19 protein-coding genes are annotated in these 20044 nt (G+C 52.3%); 12 read left to right on the top strand and 7 right to left on the bottom strand.

Annotated features, from left to right (window positions below):
- The first annotated feature begins 229 nt into the window (after positions 1 to 229).
- The gene (locus tag JNJ77_10785; GenBank protein MBL8823063.1) at positions 230 to 1102 is read left to right on the top strand and encodes a phytanoyl-CoA dioxygenase family protein; all 873 of its coding nucleotides are present in this window, start codon (positions 230 to 232) and stop codon (positions 1100 to 1102) included.
- Between the two features lie 68 nt (positions 1103 to 1170).
- Here JNJ77_10785 and JNJ77_10780 read toward each other — a convergent pair whose 3' ends face one another.
- From JNJ77_10780 to JNJ77_10770, 3 genes are read right to left on the bottom strand one after another with little or no spacing between them, the layout of a single operon-like run.
- Complete coding sequence (locus JNJ77_10780) at positions 1171 to 1413, bottom strand: type II toxin-antitoxin system HicB family antitoxin (protein MBL8823062.1); 243 nt, start codon at positions 1411 to 1413, stop codon at positions 1171 to 1173.
- Entirely contained in the window at positions 1304 to 1621 is a 318-nt protein-coding gene (locus JNJ77_10775) for a type II toxin-antitoxin system HicA family toxin (GenBank protein ID MBL8823061.1), read from the bottom strand. The genes JNJ77_10780 and JNJ77_10775 overlap by 110 nt, the downstream gene beginning before the upstream one ends.
- Before the next feature lie 7 nt (positions 1622 to 1628).
- Complete coding sequence (locus JNJ77_10770) at positions 1629 to 2978, bottom strand: cystathionine beta-synthase (protein ID MBL8823060.1); 1350 nt, start codon at positions 2976 to 2978, stop codon at positions 1629 to 1631.
- 138 nt (positions 2979 to 3116) lie between these two features.
- Between JNJ77_10770 and JNJ77_10765 the strand changes: the two genes are divergently transcribed.
- The gene (locus tag JNJ77_10765) at positions 3117 to 3617 is read left to right on the top strand and encodes a gamma carbonic anhydrase family protein (protein ID MBL8823059.1); all 501 of its coding nucleotides are present in this window, start codon (positions 3117 to 3119) and stop codon (positions 3615 to 3617) included.
- A 96-nt stretch (positions 3618 to 3713) separates the two neighbouring features.
- Here the strand turns inward: JNJ77_10765 and prfB are convergent.
- A protein-coding gene (gene prfB, locus JNJ77_10760) for a peptide chain release factor 2 (protein ID MBL8823058.1) occupies positions 3714 to 4821 on the bottom strand; the annotation gives its coding sequence in 2 pieces (ribosomal slippage) (positions 3714 to 4748 and positions 4750 to 4821; 1107 coding nt in all).
- A gap of 30 nt (positions 4822 to 4851) precedes the next feature.
- Complete coding sequence (locus JNJ77_10755) at positions 4852 to 5994, bottom strand: response regulator (GenBank protein ID MBL8823057.1); 1143 nt, start codon at positions 5992 to 5994, stop codon at positions 4852 to 4854.
- Positions 5995 to 6180: 186 nt separating this feature from the next.
- On the opposite strand from JNJ77_10755, the gene JNJ77_10750 reads away from it, so the two are divergent.
- Positions 6181 to 6591: a dual specificity protein phosphatase family protein gene (locus JNJ77_10750; protein MBL8823056.1), complete on the top strand. Its 411-nt coding sequence runs from the start codon at positions 6181 to 6183 to the stop codon at positions 6589 to 6591.
- Position 6592: 1 nt separating this feature from the next.
- Here JNJ77_10750 and JNJ77_10745 read toward each other — a convergent pair whose 3' ends face one another.
- On the bottom strand, positions 6593 to 7990 hold the full coding sequence (locus JNJ77_10745) for an alkaline phosphatase D family protein (GenBank protein ID MBL8823055.1): 1398 nt from the start codon (positions 7988 to 7990) through the stop codon (positions 6593 to 6595).
- A gap of 81 nt (positions 7991 to 8071) precedes the next feature.
- Here JNJ77_10745 and JNJ77_10740 point away from each other — a divergent pair, with 81 nt between their 5' ends.
- Positions 8072 to 8632: a glutathione peroxidase gene (locus JNJ77_10740; protein MBL8823054.1), complete on the top strand. Its 561-nt coding sequence runs from the start codon at positions 8072 to 8074 to the stop codon at positions 8630 to 8632.
- A 444-nt stretch (positions 8633 to 9076) separates the two neighbouring features.
- Positions 9077 to 9913: a sugar phosphate isomerase/epimerase gene (locus JNJ77_10735; GenBank protein MBL8823053.1), complete on the top strand. Its 837-nt coding sequence runs from the start codon at positions 9077 to 9079 to the stop codon at positions 9911 to 9913.
- A gap of 57 nt (positions 9914 to 9970) precedes the next feature.
- On the opposite strand, the gene JNJ77_10730 is transcribed toward JNJ77_10735, so the two are convergent.
- Positions 9971 to 10927 (bottom strand): ribose-phosphate pyrophosphokinase, encoded by a 957-nt coding sequence (locus JNJ77_10730; protein ID MBL8823052.1) that lies wholly within the window; start codon positions 10925 to 10927, stop codon positions 9971 to 9973.
- A gap of 162 nt (positions 10928 to 11089) precedes the next feature.
- On the opposite strand from JNJ77_10730, the gene fhcD (JNJ77_10725) reads away from it, so the two are divergent.
- From fhcD (JNJ77_10725) to JNJ77_10695, 7 genes are all read left to right on the top strand, one after another.
- Positions 11090 to 12010 carry a formylmethanofuran--tetrahydromethanopterin N-formyltransferase gene (gene fhcD, locus JNJ77_10725; protein ID MBL8823051.1) on the top strand — a complete coding sequence of 307 codons (921 nt, stop codon included), beginning with the start codon at positions 11090 to 11092 and terminating at the stop codon, positions 12008 to 12010.
- 54 nt (positions 12011 to 12064) lie between these two features.
- Entirely contained in the window at positions 12065 to 14929 is a 2865-nt protein-coding gene (locus tag JNJ77_10720) for a protein kinase (GenBank protein MBL8823050.1), read from the top strand.
- 274 nt (positions 14930 to 15203) lie between these two features.
- A complete protein-coding gene (gene lpxB, locus JNJ77_10715) occupies positions 15204 to 16346 on the top strand; it encodes a lipid-A-disaccharide synthase (GenBank protein MBL8823049.1) in 1143 nt (380 codons plus the stop codon).
- A 36-nt stretch (positions 16347 to 16382) separates the two neighbouring features.
- A complete protein-coding gene (gene fhcD / locus JNJ77_10710; GenBank protein ID MBL8823048.1) occupies positions 16383 to 17279 on the top strand; it encodes a formylmethanofuran--tetrahydromethanopterin N-formyltransferase in 897 nt (298 codons plus the stop codon).
- On the top strand, positions 17279 to 18109 hold the full coding sequence (locus tag JNJ77_10705) for a formylmethanofuran dehydrogenase subunit C (GenBank protein MBL8823047.1): 831 nt from the start codon (positions 17279 to 17281) through the stop codon (positions 18107 to 18109). The genes fhcD (JNJ77_10710) and JNJ77_10705 overlap by 1 nt, the downstream gene beginning before the upstream one ends.
- A 78-nt stretch (positions 18110 to 18187) precedes the next feature.
- A complete protein-coding gene (locus tag JNJ77_10700; protein ID MBL8823046.1) occupies positions 18188 to 19027 on the top strand; it encodes a metal-dependent hydrolase in 840 nt (279 codons plus the stop codon).
- A 92-nt stretch (positions 19028 to 19119) separates the two neighbouring features.
- Positions 19120 to 20043: a metallophosphoesterase gene (locus JNJ77_10695; GenBank protein MBL8823045.1), complete on the top strand. Its 924-nt coding sequence runs from the start codon at positions 19120 to 19122 to the stop codon at positions 20041 to 20043.
- Position 20044: the final 1 nt, after the last annotated feature.

The raw sequence follows: 20044 nt of genomic DNA, 5'->3' as shown, positions 1-20044 counted from the left end.
TGGCGGCTAACCTAACCATAGGTTAAACCCACACAGGCTTCAAATCAGGTGCACAAGGAATGACCGTTTTCTTGATGCTCTACTGTCTTGATTGGTACATTAGGTAAATTATAAATGATCCCTATGGCTTACCTGAGTTACATAGACTATCACTGTTGAATGCGATTAAACGACAAAGATTAACGAAATTCTTCTCTGACAACAATCCACCCCTGCGGATGGCGTTTATATGTCACAACATCCAGACCTGGCCAAACAGCATCAACCGGTTACCAATCTCTTCCCGCAGCCTGCCAGCGAAGCAGATTGGAACCAATACCGACTGTCAGATGATCAGGTTCTGTTTTTCCACGAGCATGGCTACCTGAAAGGTATTCGTGTTCTGAACGATGAGCAGGTTGCTGTTCTGCGAAAAGAGTTGGCAGAGATTGCAGACCCCAGGCACCCTGGGCATGAACTCTTCTACGAATTCCACAGCAACGAATCGGCGGATCCCAGCAAGGTGCTGTTCCATTGTCTGGGGCATTGGCGGATCACGCCGGGGTTTCATGACTTGCTGTGGAACCCTGCCCTGGTGATGCCTGCATCGCAGCTATTGGGTGGCAGCGTGCGGTTCTGGCATGATCAATTGTTCTGCAAGCCTGCACATCATGGTGGTGTGGTAGCCTGGCATCAGGATTATTCCTACTGGACACGCACGCAGCCGATGGCACATCTGACATGCTGGATTGCGCTCGACGACAGCAATGAAGCGAATGGCTGTTTGCGATACATCCCAGCCAGTCATCGCTGGCCGCTCTTGCCTATGCCTGCACTGGCCGGGGACATGGATGGCTTGCGTGAAGTGCTCAATGAGGAACAGATCAAGCAGTTCAACAACGAAGTTCTGGTAGAAGTGAAAGCAGGCGAGTGTGCCTTCCATCATCCACTGTTGGTACATGGTTCCAAAGAGAATCGATCGGAACGCTCTCGCCGGGCTGCGGTGATGAATTACGTGCGTGACGGCGTGATCAGCGCGAAATCGGAATCGCTGCTTCATGGCGTTCCACCGTTGAAAGAAGGGGAGACGTTGGGTGGGAAGTTTTTTCCACTTCTAAAATGATGAATCACGCACTACCTGAAAACTCGAAAGTTAGTTTGGGCAATGATCTGAAAAACAGCCACAGCAAGCTATTTGTTCGAAGCACCCTGCAAGGCAGCTTCATCAACCTCGACATATTCCAGTATAGATGGCATGGCAGGAACTGGTTCGCCTCGAGATAACATTCCTTCGAGATGCATGGGAATGGCTTCACGAAACAGGTCAATGGTTTCCTCGCGTGTTTCCGCAGCGGAGATGCACCCCGGAAGATCGGGCACCGAAGCGGAATAACCCGTAGACGTTGGTTCGAGTAGGATGGCATATTTTTTCATGTGCATCTCCATTACTCCATTGTAACCCGGCCTGCCTCAAAATACTACGCTCCGTTTTTAGAGCAACTTCCATAGATTCTTTGCCTGCAATGGTAACTGTTCCGGGTTTGGTTGGAAGGTGGAATTGACTATAGCTTCCGGTTTGCCTTACCTGAAACCAGCCATCCTTCTGAATCCGCCGGATGAGTTCACGTATTGTGGCAGGCATCCCGTTATCACCTCTTCCGCCGCTGATTCCAGTATTGAATCAGGTCGATCCTGGTGACGATATCGACTACTTTGCCTTGCAATGTGGCGAGCACGCCGGTGTTGCCAGCCTGCAACAGGCGGAATGCTTCATCTATATGTGTGCTGACATCAAGTTGAGGCAACGGCTTGGCCATGACATCCTTGACTTGCACCTGGGAAGGCTCGTGCCCTTCCTGGAGAAAACGTGCTACCGTAATCTCCTGAACAGAACCGAGTGCTTGGCCATCCAGAACGACGGGCATCTGGGAGATACCTCGCTTCTGCAGCACATCAATAGCTTCTGCCACCGTGGCGGTAGGTGCAATGCTGATGAGCGGCCTGTCGCCCCGTTTCTTCAGCATGTCGCCAATGCATTCGTTATTGGGATCGTCTTTGAGCAACCCGGTTTCACGCATCCAGTTGTCGTCATAAAACTTGCTGAGATAGTTCCTGCCCGTATCGCAGCCGATGACAACAACCAGGTCGTTCGGACCAAGTCGCCGGGCATATTGAATGGCAGCAGCGACATTGGTGCCAGCAGAGCCGCCTAGCAGCAATCCTTCCTTGCGTGCCATGGCTCGTGCAGCATAGAAGCTGTCAGCATCCTTAACACAGATCCATTCATCCACAATCTGGCTATCGAGCGTGCGTGGAACAAAGTCTTCGCCGATGCCTTCAACTTTCCAGCTTTTGGGCATGCTGCCTGAGAGAATGGAACCATCGGGATCAGCGCCGATGAGCTTGATGTCAGGATTCTGTTCCTTCAGATAGCGGCCTGCGCCGGATAAGGTGCCCCCCGTGCCAACGCCTGCAACCAGTGCCGTGACACGTCCCTCGCTCTGCTGCCAGATTTCGGGGCCAGTGGTGCGGTAGTGAATTTCCGGGTTGCTGAGGTTGGCAAACTGGTTGGGTCGCCAGGCTCCAGGAATTTCGCGAGTAAGGCGATCGGCCACGCCTGCATAGCTTTCGGGGGAATTAGGCGGAACATTAGTGGCAGTGATGACGATCTCGGCACCGTAGGCTTTCAGCAGGCTGATCTTCTCCTGCGACATTTTGTCAGGCAGCACAAAGATGCAGCGATACCCCTTCACTGCTGCAGCCATCGCCAGGCCGACACCGGTATTCCCCGCCGTGGCTTCGATGATGGTTCCGCCGGGTTTCAGATGCCCCTTGCGTTCAGCATCGGTAATCATGGCCAGGCCGACTCGATCCTTGACCGAGCCACCTGGGTTCATCGCTTCCACTTTGACATAGATGGGAGTGCGTAAGCCTTCGGTGACCTTGTTCAGGCGGATCAGTGGCGTGCGACCGATGGCCTGCAAAACGTTGTCGAGCATATCTGTCAACTCCTATGTCAGATACCGGTATTGTGCCGATCACAGCAGGATTCGCAAGGTCAGCTTGCAGCAGAGTTCCTACTCAGGATGGTTTCGACAGATATAACGAAACCATTCTTGAACCTCAGGAAACGGACGATGCGTCGAATACGTGACTACTTCCTCGCTGCCAACGCCACCGTTGTAGGCAAGGTAACTCTCTCCGAAGGTGTCAACATCTGGTATGGCTGCGTGATTCGTGGTGATGTTGATCAGATCATTGTTGGAAAGAATGTCAACATCCAAGACCTGACGATGATCCACTGCGACACGGGTTTCCCCAATGAACTTGAAGAAGGAGTTGTCGTGGGGCACTCTGCTATTATCCACGGTTCGCGTGTGAGTAAACATTGCCTGATTGGCATGGGAGCCACACTATTGGGCCGCAGCGTGATTGGTGAGGAGAGCATCATTGCAGCACGGGCTTTGATTCCGGAAGGAGTAGTGATTCCGCCACGCAGCCTGGTGATGGGAGTGCCCGGAAAAATAGTCAGGCAGGTAACTGATGAAGAAGTTGTTCGCATCAAGGAGTTGAACACCCACTACCTGAAACTGGCAGCGGCTCATGCGGATGGTGCGTTCACCGTGGGACACGTTTGAAACGTGTCATCGGGGATGTAGCGTTTAGACATCGCTCAGCAACGTCACGATACAATCGTGACCCACAAAACTGTGGGACACGTTTCCAACGTGTCATTACTTCTTATTCCGTTTCATTACCAGCTGCTGCAGGTAATCCTCCATGAATTGATCGAGATCGCCATCGAGCACTTTCTGCACCTGGGCGGTTTCGGTGCCGGTCCGGGTATCTTTGACAAGGGTGTAAGGCTGCATGACGTAATTGCGAATCTGGTTGCCCCAGGCCACTTCGCCTTTGTCGTCATACTGCTTTTCCACTTCGGCACGTCGGCGGTTTTCCTCCATCTTGAACATCTTGGCGTAGAGCATTTTCCAGCAGTTGTCCTTGTTCTTATGCTGGCTGCGTTCTGATCGGCTTTCAGCGACCAACCCGGTGGGGTGATGAATAAGCCTTACACCTGACTGGGTTTTGTTGACATGCTGGCCACCCGGACCACCACAGGAAAACGTCTGAATTTCGACATCGTCCGGCTTGATTTCGATAGTAGGCTGTTCGATTTCCGGAAGCACATCGACCGCGACAAAACTGGTCTGTCGCTTATCGCCTGAACCAAACGGGCTGATGCGCACCAACCGGTGCACGCCGATCTCTGATTGCAGCCTGCCGTAGGCATAATCGCCGGCAATGCGAATGGTGGCATTGCGGATGCCTGCTTCTTCGTTATCGAGTTGATCCGTCAATTCGACCGTGTAGCCATGATCTTCCGCCCAGCGGGTGTACATGCGGAGGAGCATGTTGGCGAAATCGCAAGCATCGGTTCCGCCAGTGCCAGCCTGGATGCGGAGGAAGGCATTGCTGCCATCCTCTGGTCCGCTGAGCATGGCCTGGAATTCGAATGCGTTAAAACGCTTTTCAAATCGGGCCAATTCGGAAGCCAACTCTGCTTCCATGGATGGATCTTCGCTGGCGAACTCCGCCATCACAACCATGTCGTCTTTGGTTTTATTCAGTTCTTCAAAAGGCTTCAGGAGATTGTTGAGCGGCTTAAGCTGGGCAATGACCTGCTTGGCTTTTTCAGGTTGATCCCAGAAGCCTGCTTCTCCCATTCGTGCTTCTAGCCTGCTTCGCTCGGCTAGTTTGCCCGGAAGGTCAAAGAGAGTCCTGCAGATTGGTCAGGCGGGCAACCACATCATCAAGCCGATGACGCAACTCAGGGTTAAGCACTAGAAACTCCTTGTGTTAATGACTCACCTTTCATTTTAACTGTACTTCGATGCTAGACAATGCTTTGGAAAGTGGATCGCCTGAAGTGCTGAGTACATGTTCAAGTGCTCGTTGCAACTGGTCTGGCGTAACGGGTTTACGGAGAAAGACCCTACCCTCCCCCAGCATGTTCTCGGTATACCCGGACATGAAAACCATCTTCAAGGTTGGTCTAAGCTTCTTGGCCTGCTCTGCCAACTGACGACCATTGATGCCTGGCAGAATCATATCGGTCAGGAGAACATCGATATTCACGCTTGTCTGCAGGCAGTGAAAAAGGGCATCGTTACTGTCCTTGGCTGCGATCACTTCATAGCCCAGATGCTGCAGTGCCAGTACCAGGTAATTGCGAACCAGTTCTTCATCATCCACTACCAGAACGGTCTGCTTGTTGGCTTTGGCTTGAGTTACGGGTTTGCTGACTTCCGTAGCAGCCAGGGGTAGCTCGATGATGATTTCGGTGCCGTTCTCACCGGTGTTCAGCAGCACTTTACCTTGTGCCTGGCGAATGATGCCGTAAGCAACTGCGAGGCCCATGTCGGCAGATTCAGGATCAACGCCATGAAAAGGTTCAAAAAGATGTTGTTGCTCTGCATCGGTAAGTGCAGGGCCAGGGTCACACAGGCTCAGTTGTATCCCGCCAGGAACATCACGGGTTTTGAGCGTGAGCGTTCCGGTACTGCTTCGCTGATGAATCCACTGAAGCAGCCTGACGATGGCTGATTCAAACTGGTTGGCATCGACCAGGATGAGCGAATCGCCGGCGTTTAATTGCACATCAATTTGAAATTCACCCCGGGCGAGGCTGTTGCCAAAGAGCATCGTGAACTTCTCAGCAACTCGTTTGATGATGGCGTGGAGTGTGATCAGTTCCACTTCGGGCGGGTGCCTGCATGAAAACGTTATCAGTTGCTGTACCAGTTGTGAGGCAGCACCGGCAGCAGATTTGATCTGTTCAATCCACGGACGTGAACGATCACCCGGCGGGTGCAACCCCAGAAGATAATTGCTCTCGCCAAGAACAGTCATCAGGTATCTGCCGAGCCTTAAGCCAATCTCACCCGCAAAATGGCTGAGGGCTTCCATGTGTTCCAGTGGCACTGGTGCATCAGAGATGATTTCTCGATTTTCCATCGTACGACTCGACTTGGAAGGATACACCATTATGCCTTGTTGTCAGGGTGCTGTCCACGATGTTCATTGCAGTTCCGGATTTAGGCTTTCCTGTCACGTGGCACCGGTTATACTGCAAAACAAGAGAATGGAGGTGGCGTGGAACCTTTGTACTTTTCCTGGTTAGTCAAGCCTTACCTGGCAGCGATGGCCAAGCCTCGTAGCGAGGAAGAGCTTCTATGGCTTCGCCAGCATGGTATTGATATCCTCATTTCGCTGACGGAAGAGCCGCCACAGCGTCGTGCCGTCAATCAAGCCGGGCTGATGCAGGTGCATATTCCCGTGATGGATTTTACCGCCCCATCGCAGAACGATTTGCAAACGGCTATCGATGCAATTCGCAAAGCGAAAGATTCACAACTGGGCGCTGCGGTACACTGTGGTGCAGGTCTGGGCCGCACGGGCACGATTCTAGCTGCGTGGTTTGTCGCTGAAGGAATGACTTCGTCCGATGCCATCAAGCATGTGCGGCAACTGCGCCCGGGTTCCATCGAAACCGAGGAACAGGAAGAGGCTATTCACCTGTTTGCCAGGGAAGTGAAGCGGGGAGAGAAGTAGTTTACGGTACTACTTTCATTTGTTTAGGATTACTCACCTTGATCTGCACCGTGTCGCGATAGGTATCCACTTTACCGGTTACCTGTATCTTCTTGCCTTTGAAATATTCACGTGGCTCAGTGATCTCGGTTGCAGCTTTCAGATACTCCTTTTCCAGCACCACCGTGAAGTTGCTGGAATCGCGAAAGTCAGCTACGGAGTTGAGAAACACGCGACTTCCACTGCCACCGGTTGCTTTCACCGTGAATTCCACGGTAACTTCTTCGCCAATCTTCTTGGCAGCATCCAGAGTGTTGATGGTGCCCGGGCTAGTGGCTTGTGGGGCGGCAGCAACTGTCGAAGGAAATTTCGGTGCCCAATCTGGGTGGATGGTGCTGAGCGACACCTTTTGTTGAAGGGTGACCTCACCCAGTTCATCGCGAATCTGCAGGCGGATCAGCGGATCTTTCTGATACCAGTCAAAAGTGATCATTCCGAAATTGTTGCCAAAGTTCATAGTGCCTACACGATGGCGGTTGGTTTCAAACGTTCGCCAGCGTCTGTTGGCTTCGGTCAAGCCGCTGGAGGTGACATCGTATGCAGGATAGCCCATGCCTGTTGGCAGCATCGAGATTTCAGCGAGATGCCTATCCCCACTGACAAAAATAACGCCTTTGGCTTTTGATGTTTCGATCAGTTTGAACAGTTTTTCCCGCTGCGTGGGGAAATTACTCCATTTTTCCCAGCCGTGGTCTTCCGCCACCACTTGGATGCTCGATGCAATGATCCTCACATCAGCAGGTTGTTTCAGTTGCTCTTCCAGCCATTTCCACTGGGTAGCACCGAGCATGTCTGCAGTTTCACTGGAGTCGGGAATGTAGGGACCTTCGTCCTTATTTTTAACAGGCTGTTTCTTGAGGGGGGTGCGGAACGTGCGGGTATCGAGCATGATGATCTGCACACGCTGGCCGGATGGGCCGAATGCTTCAGCAGAGTAAATGCCTTCCTGCTGACGACGGGGCGAGTCGGCTGGTATGCCGAAGAAATCGAGAAAGAGATTCTGTGATTCCTTCTTGGGGCCATACTCGTAGCCTGCATCATCTTTGCCGTAATCGTGATCGTCCCAGGTAGCCATCAGTTTGACTGATTGTTTGAGACGCTGAAAGCCTGGCACTTTGCCTAGCTGCTCGTACTTGCGTTTGAGAACAGTCATGTCATTGGTGTCGCCGTAGATATTGTCGCCGAGAAAGAGGAATATTTCAGGCTTCTGATCAAGCACGGCATCCCAGATGGGTTGAGGCTTATCCTGTCGGGCGCAACTGCCAAATGCGATGCGACGCAACGGAGCAGAACCAGGTTCTTGAGCATGCAAGGTTGCACAAACACACCAGCAGAAAATGAGAATTAGATGGAGGCGCATTGGATTACGCTCTTGAGCCAGATGGATTTTGTAAGATAGCGATAATCTAGCAAAAGCTGCTTGAGTGTCTGTGAACTTATCATGGAGAACATCATGTTGAGACTGCTCTGTGCGATGACGAGTGTACTAGGCCTGCTGGGGATCACTCTGCAGGCAGCAGAAAAACCAGAAGGTGTTTTGAATCACACCGTTAAGAACATCGAAGGTAAAGAAATTAAGCTGTCGGAATACCAGGGCAAAGTTGTTCTGGTGGTAAATGTAGCCAGCAAGTGTGGCTACACCCGTCAATACAAGACTTTGCAAAGTCTGTATGAGAAGTACAAGGACAAGGGACTGGTCGTGCTGGGCTTCCCCTGTAACCAGTTTGGCAAACAGGAACCTGGCGATGAAGCTGCGATCATGGAGTTCTGCAGCAGCAAGTATCAGGTAACCTTCCCGATGTTTTCCAAGATCGATGTGAATGGCGCAGAGACATCAAGCTTTTACGCTGCACTGAAAGAGAAGGCACCAGGCGACATCAAATGGAATTTCGAGAAATTCCTGATCGGTCGCAACGGTGAAGTCATCAAGCGGTTCGGCAGCAAGGTGGAACCCGATGGCCAGGAACTGGTTTCCGCAGTGGAAGCAGCTCTGGGTAAATAACGCATGAATGAATAATCAGGCTACCAGAAATGATCTGGTAGCCTGTCTACTTAGATGAGATTCGATGAATGGTTGTACAGTGTGAATAGTCAGTGAAGGATTGATGCGGTATGAGCTCGTCGGTTGGTATGAAAGTTGATAGTGTCAATAACCTGTCAATAACTTGTCGTTAAACTGTTGCCAAGTTGTCTATTTTGACACTGACCTGCACAAATACAACGATTGTATAATTCAAGAGGAATTTAACGATTTTGTTAAATTGATAAAAAGTTCCGGATATTTTTCTTGAAATACCCACATTACGCTATTACATTACTCCTCGTCGATAGGCGGGGGTTACGGCAGGAGACGTCCCCTGTCATCGACAACTTCTTGACAACTTGGCACACGAGCTTCCCAGGATGGGACTTGCTGGGCAAGGACGCCCCCCCTATTCTTGTGCCAATGCAGTACGCCATTTGCAACGAGACCTTCGAAGGCTGGAATCACCAGCAAATCTGCCAATCTATAGCCAATTTGGGCTACCAGGGTTTGGAAGTAGCGCCATTTACGCTGGGGCCGTCACCCGTTTTGCTCCCCAAAAATGAGAGAATTCTCCTACATCAGCAGGCAAAAGACCTGGGAATCGAGATTATTGGCCTGCATTGGCTCTTGGCGAAAACAGAGGGATTTCATCTAACCAGCCCGGATGCGACTACGCGATATCGCACAGCGCAATATCTGGCCGAGTTAGCGGTGCTGTGCCATGACCTGGGTGGTTCACTCATGGTGCTCGGCTCTCCTCTCCAGCGAAACAGGCTGCCTGGCGTTTCAGAAGCACAGGCTTTTGAGTTTGCACTCGATACCCTGAAGCAGGCTATGCCAGCATTGGGTGATAAAGGCGTTCGCCTCTGCATCGAGCCGCTCGGAACGGCAGAAACCAACTTTCTCAATACCTGTGCTGAAGCGAACGCACTCATCAAGGCGGTTGATCATCCTCTTTGCGTTCTGCATCTCGATGTCAAAGCCATGGCAGCAGAATGTCAGACCCTGGAAGATGGCCAGGCCATTGCATCATTGATCAGGGAAAATATTTCGAAGACCGGGCATTTTCATGCCAACGATCCGAACCGTCGCGGTCCGGGTTTTGGCCCGATGCCATTTCAGCCGATCATGAAAGCGTTACAAGATTGCAGGTATGCTGGCTGGGTTTCGGTGGAGGTGTTTGACTACACACCCGATCCTATGACGATTGCACGTGAATCGATCCGGTACATGAAAGAGTGTTTGCGGGTGGGCTGAACACCCGCCCCCTCACCCCTAGCCCCTCTCCCTCCAGGGGAGAGAGGAAAAAACGGATTACAGCGGATCGAAGAGTCTGCTGACGGATTCGTTGCTGTGCAGGCGGCGGATAGCTTCGCCCAGTAGCGGGCCGACAGACAAGATCTTCATGCTGGGCAACTGTTTCTGAGGTGGAACCGGGATAGTATTTGTTACCACGATACTGTTGATGGGAGCTTCACGCAGTTTCTCGACAGCTTGTCCACATAGCACTGCGTGCGTGGCAAAGATATGCACTTCCCGTGCACCGGCATTCTTGGCAATGTTCACTGCACCAACGATGCTGCCTCCCGTTGAAATCATGTCGTCGAAAAGGAAGCAGACTTTATCTTTCAGACTGGCTCCAATCAGATTGGCCTGCTTGGTGTCAGTTGCACTGGTACGACGTTTGTCGACGATGGCTAAATCACCACCCAGGCGTTTCTGATAAAAGACAGAGGTTTTGACGCGGCCTTCATCAGGGCTGACGAAGACGATGTCTTCGGGTTTGTAGCGTTGCTCCCGCAGGTAGCGGACAAAGATGGGTGCAGCCATCAGATGGTCGACCGGAATATCGAAGAAACCCTGAATCTGCGGTGCATGCAGGTCCATGGTGAGTACACGACTGGCACCGGCCTTGGTAATCAGGTCTGCAACGAGCTTGGCAGTGATAGGAACACGGCCCTGATCCTTGCGGTCCTGCCTGGCGTAGCCATAGTAGGGCAGCACGACGGCAATGCGGGCGGCTGAGGCCCGGCGGAATGCATCAATCATGATCAGCATTTCCATCAGGTTTTCATTGACCGGATGGCAGGTAGGCTGAACCAGGAAAACATCGCGGCCACGAACATCTTCATCAATGCGGTAGGAGATTTCACCATCGGGAAAATTCCCGGGCGTGTGTTTGCCCAGGGTCAGCCCCAGATAAGAGGCAATTTCATGGGCCAGGATGGGGTTGGACCGTCCTGTAAAAATCTTGATCTCGTAGTTCAGCATGGATAGCCCGACTGTGCTGGGGTTGCAGTGGCATTATGAAGATATGATGGAGTCGAGTCAACAACCTGCTGCTTTACTTGTCAGGCAAGTTGAAAAAACCGTGACAATAAGCTGGCCATTTGTACTTATTCCTCTGTCCCATTTTTCCGAAGTAGACCCACTATGAGCTACCTGGCCCCTGTCGATGACACCTATGCGGAAGCATTTAAGAGCATTTATGCTGAGATACTGATAACGGCTCGCGACCGTTACTGGGTGGAACGTGCGGTGGAAGCCTGCACGGGCAATGCCAGCAGCACCATCATGTGTGATTGCGAAGCGGGCAAATCGCATGATGTTTCACCAGCAGAAACACCCGATGGCCGGCCTGGCGCGGTGGTTCAGTTTCATGTGCCCCGTTTCTGGAAAGATCGTGCGGAGCGGCTGGAGAAATCGCTCATTCTTCGTGTTGGCCAGAACGTGCTGACCTGCCCAACCACGGCATGCTTCAGCACCATGCGTGATGAAGCACAGTTCTTCAAGCTGGGACGCAAGCTCTCGTTCTTTGGTGATGGCCATCAGTTCCGCGATGAACGGTTTGGTCGCAAAGGCTGGGTGATTCCAATTCTGGGTGGAGAGTTCTTTCTCGATCGACGTTTCGGGTATCGCGATGGTTTGATGGGAGGCAACCTCTGGTATTTTGGTACCACGGTTGATGCAGCAGTGGATGCAGCAATGAAAGGTGTGGAAGCTGCAAAGCGGCCTGGAGTTATCATGCCATTCCCTGGTGGCTTGGCGGGCAGTGGCTCCAAGGCGGGAAGCAAATACAAGTTCATCGTGGGGAGCACGTTTGCAGAATACTGCCCTACCCTTCGCAGTAAACTGGGTGATCAATCACGCTTGCCTGCAGGTGTGGCTTCGGTCCAGGAAATCATTTTGAATGGCAGCGATCTGGGAACCATTGCTGCAGCCATGCAGGCGGCGATTGCAGCATCACGGGCTACCGAGGGATTGGAAAGAATCTCGGCAGGAAATTACCACGGCAAACTCGGCAAGAGTTTCATTTACCTGCATGCAGAAAAACAGCCACCTGTTGTAACCTGACCATCGTTCAGCACGAATACCCATAGAACAACACAACGTTCATGGGAGACCCGAATGCAGTTGCAATGTGCTTCCTGCAGCGCTGTCCTCACCTATCAGGATGATGATCCGCCACGGTTCTGCAGCCGCTGCGGCTCATCGCTGACTGCGCAGAAACTCCCGACGTCCACCGGCCTGGAAGCAACGGGTGTGTATACACCCGATAACAGCACCTATATCAGCGACCGCAGAATATCTTCACCGTATGCCGGCATCCCGGAACAGGTGGGTGGCTATCGGCTGCTGCGCAAACTCGGCAGCGGTGGCATGGGTACCGTCTTTGAAGCTGAAGACATGGCGAATGGGCAAAAAGTCGCACTCAAGTTGATCAAGCGTGGTTCTGATCTTTCCGATTCCTCGGCACAGCGGTTCAAGCAGGAAGGCAGGCTGGCCAGTTCGATCAGTCATCCCCGATGTGTGTTTGTGCTCGCTGCTGATGAAGAGCATGGCCAGCCGTACATCGTGATGGAACTAATGCCAGGCCGGACGTTCGTTGACCATGTCAGAGAGAAAAGTCCGCTGCCTGTTACCGAAGCGGTGACGTTGATCCTTGATATTATTGACGGTTTGCAGGAAGCGCATCGGCTGGGGCTGGTGCATCGCGATGTCAAGCCAGCCAACTGTTTCATCGATGAGCAAGGCCGGGCCAAGGTGGGTGATTTCGGATTGGCAAAAGTGTTGGATCAACGTGGAGCCGGCGATGTTCCCACAGCAGTCGAGCTGACGGGAACCGGTGCATTTATTGGCACGCCACTTTATGCAGCTCCGGAACAGATCAAGGGGCATGTGGTCGATCAGCAGGTGGATGTTTATTCCGTAGGTGCGACGCTTTATTTTCTGCTCTCCGGCAAAGCGCCTTTTGAAGATCAGCAGAGTGTCACAGCTGTGCTGGCTCGCATTGTCAGTGAAGACCCAGTACCGCTGGGTGAATTGAGGAAGGATTTGCCTCCGGGGCTGGAGGCGATCATCAGGCAGGCACTGGAACGGGATCGACATCGGCGATTTCGCGATCTGGAATCACTAAGGCAAGCGTTAACGGTCTATTTGCCGGGCCGGGCAAGAATAGTTCGCTTCGGTCAGCGCATTGCTGCATTTACAGTTGATTTTGTCATCACGATGATCATTGCCGGCATCACGGCATTGGGTTTCAGCATCTACGCACATGCCAGTGCTGATGAGTCGCTGCGAGTCACCATGGATTCGCTGTTCGAGGAATCGCTGCTGGGTAGTATTATGATTACCCTGTTCGCTCACACGCTGGTTTTCATCATTCCTGAATCGCTGTGGGCCACGACATTTGGTAAATGGTGTTTCCGTCTGCGTTTATCGTCGCCTTCAGATGGCAGCAAGCCCAGGCCCAGGCAGGTCATTGTTCGCAATATTATTTTTCTCTGCATCAGCATGTTGCTGTTCTGGGTTACGTTGGCCTTGGGGCTGAATACCGACACGGTGAAGGTCAAGCAATCTGCGGCGGCAGGTAAACAGGTTGCCTTCCAGTTTGACATCGCAGATCCAACACTCAGCAACATCGTCGGGTTGCTGATACTCTGCTCGACGATGCGGCGAAGCAATGGCTATCGTGGCCTTCACGAACTGCTTAGCAGTACTTCGACGATCTGGCTTCCTCCACTTCCCACCCGTTCGGAACTGAAGTTCAATCGGCAGGCAGCGAGCGTTCCACCGCAGGCACAGCCTTTGCCAACGCCCATGACACTGGGTGGCTTCACGGTAACCCATCAGCTTTGGGCCAGCGATGAACAAACAGTTTACGTTGGTCGCGATGAACGATTGTCCCGCAATGTGTGGATATGGATGCGACCGCTGGAATTTCAGAAGCTGGATGCAGCCCGGCGGAAGCTGAGCCGGCCTACGCGCTGGCGGTGGATCGCCAGCGGGCAGCATGAAGGACGAGCCTGGGATGCCTTTCTGGCTACTGCAGGGTTCTCACTGCAGAACCTGGTGGATCAACAGCAGACGCTCGACTGGACTGCGACATTCCATGTTCTGACTGATTGTGCTGAGGAACTCGACCAGGCACAATCGGACAGGACAATACCGACGATGTTAAGCCCATCGCAATTATGGATTCAGTCGCGGGGCAGCACACAGTGGCTGGATGTGCCAATCAGCAGGGATGTTGCAACGACCTCGGTGCCTTCGCAGTCGGCGCTGCTGGAGTTTCTCGGTCGCGTGAGCCGCCTGGCGCTGGAAGGCCCTATGATGCTGGCGGGTAATCTATTGCAGAAACCCATTCCGGTGGGTGGTTACAACCTGATCAACCGGCTATTGGGAGAGCCGCCTGCGGTACAATCTTTCAGCGAGTTGCGGACCGAGCTGAAGGAGCTATCCTTCCAGCCTTTCTATTTAACCCGCTGGGCACGGTTCCGATCAATCGTGGTTCAGGCGATGTGGCTGGTGCCTGCCGCCATCTTTTCCCTGGCAATTACCCTGGGGTTAGCCTATCTGCTGGTCTTGTCAAGCGATAAGGAATCACTGATGCAGAGTTGGAATGTCATGGTCAAATCGATCTCTCCGTGGGCCGGGCCTGCTGCGGGATTGATTATCATGGCCATCTGGTCGTATGCATTTCGAGGCAAATTGAGCTTTGGCCTGGTGGGGCTGGAAGTTCGTCGGTTTGATGGAGCGCCGGTGGAATGCTGGCGGATGGCGTTGCGAACTCTTTGCCTGGCAACCCCCATTTTACTCTTTCTGCTGATCTCCTCTTACTTTGAATGGACCATCAGGTGGAGGGAGATGATCATCCGGGTGAATCAGTTGCCGGTTCCTGTGTTTGTGTTCCTGACATTTTTTATGATTCTCCGTCGTCCTGACCGCATCTGGTTCGATAAGTTGGCCGGTACGGTAGTGGTGCCCAAGTAACTGTAATCGAGTTATCCAGCCTTGCTACCTCGTGATAGTGTGTTAATCCAGCGTAGGCGTGCCATGCAGTAGCAGCCCGTGACGCCAGCCAGGGCGAGTGTGTAAAGGCATGAGATAATTTTCAACAAGCCATGAGTTTCTGTCGCCGCGAGATCACGTCCTGGCTAGCGCCACGGGCTGCCAGTTGCAATTGACTCTCATCACAAGTAAGCACCTCGGCTTGTTGTAATTGTCCATTTCATGGTAAGACATTATCACCATGGAAGGACTAGTAATGCGAATCTTCATCAGTGCTGGTGAGCCAAGTGGCGACTTGCACGGCAGCAACCTGGCAATGGCACTGCGACAGGCCAATCCGCTTGCAGAGATTGATGGATTTGGTGGCCCGCGTCTGCAGGCAGCCGGGCAACAGCAACTCTATCCGCTGGCAGAACATGCAGTCATGGGTTTCGTGAGAGTCATTGTTGCCCTGCCCCAGTTTTATCGTTTTCTCAACCAGGCCATTGCACATTTTGAACAGCATCGGCCGGATGCGCTGGTGTTAATTGATTATCCCGGATTCCACTGGCACCTGGCCAAGGCTGCTCATCAGCGGGGGATTCCGGTGTACTGGTTTGTGCCTCCGCAGATCTGGGCGTGGGCAACGCATCGGGTCAAGCGGATGCGAAAGTGGGTGGATCACGTTTTCTGCAATCTGCCTTTTGAAACGGAATGGTATCGAAGCCGCGGAGTGAATTGCACGTTCATCGGTCATCCCTATTTTGATGCGTTGAGTCAGCAAACGCTGGATGAATCGTTTCTGAAACAACAGAATCAGGCTGGCCGCAGAATTGCTATTCTGCCTGGCTCCCGCACACATGAGGTGCATGACAATGTGCCGATGATGCTGCGAGCTGCGCAGTATGTTCACGAAGCGATTCCAGATGCCCGATTTCTGGTAGCAGGATTTAAGAGTAAACAGGCAGAATGGATCAAGGAACAGGTGAAACAGTATCCAAAGCTAAACATTGAAGTTCATGTTGGCCGTACGCCGGAGATTATCCATTGGGCTGAGGTGTGCATGGCTGTATCGGGGTCGGTCAGCCTGGAACTGTTGAATGCCACGCTGCCTACGGTAACGGTTTATAAAACTGGTCCGTTCTGGTTGAAGCTGGCAAAGATTTTCAAACATGCCAAATACATCAGTCTGATCAACCTGCTCGCAGAAAAGGAATTGTCGCCGGAGTATCTGACAGCTCAGGATGATTCCAAAAAGATTGCTGATCATCTGATTGGCTGGCTGCAAAGTGAAGCATCCAGAAATCAGGTACGTGACCAGATGCAGCAGGTGAAGGGGAAAATTGCCAACACAGGTGCCTGTGAACGTGCGGTGCAGTATCTGCTGGCGACGTTGCCAACCAAAAGGCAGGCAGCCTAAGCGTGCTGTATGCATTCTTGATCATAAGATATCGCCATGCATCTTCGTGGCACCTTGATTGAAGATACCTACGCTGAAGCCTTCCGCATGTGGGCGGCCCGGCTCATCGTCACTGCATGCAACGAGAAGTGGCTTCGAACAGCTGCACAAGTAGTAATCGGCTATGGATCCTCGGTGATTGGCTGTGATGCGGAAGCTGGTGTTGAACAATGGTTGTCGCCCAGGGAAACACCTGATGCCCGGCCTGGCGTTAGCTTGTTGTTCTTCTGTTTGAGCCATGATGCGTTGATGAAGGTGATACCCAAACGAGTGGGACAGTGTCTGATGACCTGTCCGACGGCTGCGGTGTTTGATGGCATGGCTGGCAGTACCGATCGTGTTCCGCTGGGTAAACATCTACGTTTCTTTGGTGATGGCAGGCAGAAAAGCAAATGGATTGCAGACAAGCGGTATTGGCGGATACCGATCATGGACGGCGAATTTGTCTGCGAGGAAACCTGTGGAGTCATGAAGGCGATTGCCGGTGGTAATCTGCAGATCGAAGCAGCGGATCAGAAATCATGCCTGGAAGCAGCAGAGCGGGCAGTGCAGGCTATAGCTGAAGTTCCGGATGTTATCACCCCATTTCCTGGTGGGGTGGTGAGTAGTGGCAGCAAAGTCGGTTCTCGTTACCGCGGGTTGACTGTCTCAGCCAACGAGCAGTTTTCGCCTGTGCTGCGAAGCCGGGTTAATCATCAGTTGCACGATGGCGTCAACAGTGTTCTGGAGATTGTCATTGATGGGTTGACGGAAGCTTCGATCCGGCAAGCGATGAAAACAGGAATAGAGGCGGCAGCGGGGCCGGGAGTTATTGCCATTTCTGCAGGCAACTATGGAGGCAAGCTCGGTAAGTTCCACTTTCCACTTCGTGCCATCATGGAAGGGAAAGCATAATGGGACTGCGTTTTGAATGGAAACACGGGAAGCCAACCACAGGAACTATGGATGCCAGTAGCATTCGGCCTTATGAGTTGCGCGATGTGCCGTTGACAGAGTTGGCAAGCCGAACCATTCAGGCAGGCAATCGAAGTTACACCTGGTCAGATATTTTTGACATCACAGCAATGGAAGGCGATGAATGGTCTTTGCCTGGCAATCCAAATTACTTGTACCTTGCTGCAGGGCTGACTTCCTTTGCCCTGCGAGTTCGTGGCGATGCGGGCGACTATGCCGGCATGAAAATGACCGGTGGGCAGATCATCGTCGAAGGTTCGGTAGGCCACGCCGTTGGCGCGAGCATGCAGGGTGGCATCATTCGCGTGGCAGGCGATGCAGGTATGCGAACGGGTGGCCCGGCACCAGGCAGTTTCGATGGCATGACAGATGGTGAGATACTCATCCTGGGTCGCACCGGTGAACAGGCAGGCTACCGAATGAGACGAGGGCTAATTGCGGTGCATTCCTGCGACCAGCATCCGGGGTATCACATGCAGGGTGGCACGTTAGTAGTGTTGAATGGTAGTCTGCAACATCCTGGGATCAGCATGCGAAGAGGCACCATCATCAGTCTTGATAGACACACCAAACCTGATTGCGAGCCTCATTTTCAGCCTGATTGCAGCTATAACCCGGTGGTGTTAAGACTGATTTTTCAGCGGTTACTGTCGCTACAGTTTCCCATTTCGGAAAAGGCAATGGATGGCATCTTCCAGCAATATTCGGGTGATCGGCTAACTACAGGAAAAGGTGAACTCTTTCACTGGTCAGGCATGTCTTCCGAGTGAGAGCAATTTCCTTTGGTTGAATGATGTTCAGCCATATGTTGAAATCAGAACTTACTTTTTGGATTGAATGAAGATCACATGGTTGAAAACGCACCGTACCACAGTCTGAAAGTTGGCGATTTAACTGTGGAAGGTTATTCGCGGGCGGCAGTGCAGAGTTACTGGCGAATCCCGGAACTCAAGCTCGGTTTTGATCTGGGCGCCCAGCCTTGGGATTTCATGAACATGCCTCAATGGTTCATCACCCATGCTCACCTGGATCATATGGCAGCTTTGCCTGTCTACATTGCCAGGCGGCGGATGATGAAGATGGAACCGCCTGTTATTTACCTACCTGCTGAAAACCTGGAGGATGTGAAACGACTGTTGCTGGTCTGGCAGAGATTGGATCGAGGGCGCATGGTGTGCGAACTGCATGGTGTACATGCAGGAGATGAGATTCCCCTCAGTCGGGAACATGTTGTTACCGTATTCCCCACCACGCATACTGTTCCTTCGGTAGGTTTCCTGATCTGGGATAAGCGTAACAAGTTGAGAGAAGAGTATCAGCATTTAACAGGCGAGGAGATTCGTGATATCCGATTGAGTGGCATTCCGGTCACGAAAGAAGTGCGCACGCCTCTTGTGGCTTACACGGGAGATACCAGCCCAGCGGGGCTTGATCAAACGCCGGACGTGTTCCGGGCAAAGATACTGATTACCGAAATGAGTTTTATTCTGCCCAAACATCGCAAGGACAAGATCCACAAATTCGGACATATGCACCTGGATGATTTTCTTGATCGTGTACACCTGTTCCGTAATGAAGCGATTGTCATTGGCCACTTCAGCACACGATACAATCCTGATCAGGTGCGAAAGTATCTGCAACGGAAGCTGCCAGCGGAGTTGCAGGAGCGAATGAAGATTATGGTGTGATGCTTGCCGACAGCATTACTATCCTTCAGACTTTGATGATGACATGGAATCGTATATGATTGAGTTGCAGTCAGATTCAATACAGGCAGAGAATGACGCGACTCATTCATTTCAGTGATATTCATTTGTTTCACAGTGATGCCCGCTGGCGCGCTCGGGATTATCTGAGTAAACGCATCACTGGTTATGTGAACAGTCGCTACATGCCTCGCAGTAAGGGATTCAAGCAGGCTTCCCAGGTGTTGCGTTCACTGGTGGATGATGCGTATGCACGTTCGCCCGACATGGTGATCTTTTCAGGAGACGCGACGACACTAGGGGTTGATGAAGAATTTCAACATGCTGCTGAGATTCTGAAAGTAGGTCAGCCAGGCACGCCTGATGCCATAGCTGTTCCAGGCAATCACGATTATTACACGACGCACAGCGTGAAGTCAGGCTTGTTTGAAAAATACTTTGCACCCTGGCAGCAGGGCGATCGACTAGATGGCGACATCTACCCTTTTGCCCGCATGGTGGGAGACCTGTTCATCGTTGCGGTGAATTCCTGTCAATGGAACCGCTGGGCGTGGGATTCTACCGGGCGTGTGGGGGTGGATCAATTGGTTCGGCTGGAGCGATTACTCGCCAGCGAACAGGCTCAACAGCGCATCCGTGTATTGGTTACCCATTACCCCTTTGCCCTGGCGGATGGCAAGCCTGAACGCAGGCATCGCAGGTTACGTGACCTGAACGATCTGCTTCAGGTGGCTTTGAAGTATGGCGTTCAGCTTTGGCTGCATGGACACCGGCATCAGGCCTACGTGGTGCCTGCACAGCCTGACCGGCCTGTGTCAGCACTTTGCGTGGGTAGTGGCACCATGCACGATCACTGGTCGTATGGCGAGTACGTATTCGAAGATTCCAGCCTCTGGGTGAACCAGTATACCTACCATCCTGAGACTGGTCGATTTCAACGAACCCAGCAAACGCTCATGTCGTTTCAATCGCCTGAAGCACTTTCAAGTGGAAGTTGAA

It is taken from the genome of Planctomycetia bacterium (assembly GCA_016795155.1).
Classification (GTDB): Bacteria; Planctomycetota; Planctomycetia; order Gemmatales; family HRBIN36; genus JAEUIE01.
This window is presented reverse-complemented; position numbering and strand designations above follow the sequence as displayed.